This is a genomic window from Staphylococcus sp. 231237_7MaSpsaltlick, from assembly GCF_043107035.1.
Window position 1 is genome coordinate 1 of the sequence record NZ_JBICNX010000237.1, and the last position, 687, is coordinate 687.

Genomic DNA, 687 nt, shown 5'->3' on the forward strand with positions numbered 1-687 from the left:
TAACATATTTTTCTATTACATCAGCTCGTACGCTGTTCGCGGAACACACTTTTGACCCTTTATTGCGAAAATTACTACATGAATAATAGCGAATGCGTTTTTTGGTGCCATCTTTAAGTGTATTAGTAGTAGTGGAAGCAGCATATGTGGCGCCGCATTTCTCACAAAAAATTAGGCTCGTCAAAAGGTTTGTTCCTTTACCATGTACTTGGGGTTTTTGGCTTACTTGTTTTTTACGTGATTGTACTTTGTCCCATAAATCTTGACTAATAATAGCCGTGTGTTTGCCTTCAGCAATTACTGGATTATCATTCAAGCCTTTACGTCGTTTATCATTCCAATCTTTGTATTTCGCGAATTGAATTTTACCAATATAGAATGGGTTTGAGAGAATATAAGTAACAGCTGAAATACTAAATGGATTATCTTTTTTAGTGACATAACCTTTATGATTGAGAGCATTAGCAATTTTACGATATCCATGTCCTTTCGCATATGATTCAAAGATGTATTTAACGATATTGGCTTCATGTTGATTAATCATGAGTTCATGTTTATTATCTGGTATCTTACCATAGCCTAATGGCAAATTGCCTTGATAATAGCCTTCTTGAGCACGTCGAGTTTGTCCCATGAATACATTCTCGACAATATTATTTCTTTCAAATTCTGAAAAACTCGCTAGAA

1 protein-coding gene is annotated in these 687 nt (G+C 34.8%); it reads right to left on the reverse strand.

Features of this window, described 5'->3' with window-relative positions; genetic code table 11:
* The coding region (locus ACF91D_RS31165) for a recombinase family protein (RefSeq protein ID WP_392438612.1) at nucleotides 1–687 on the reverse strand (687 nt) is incomplete at both ends.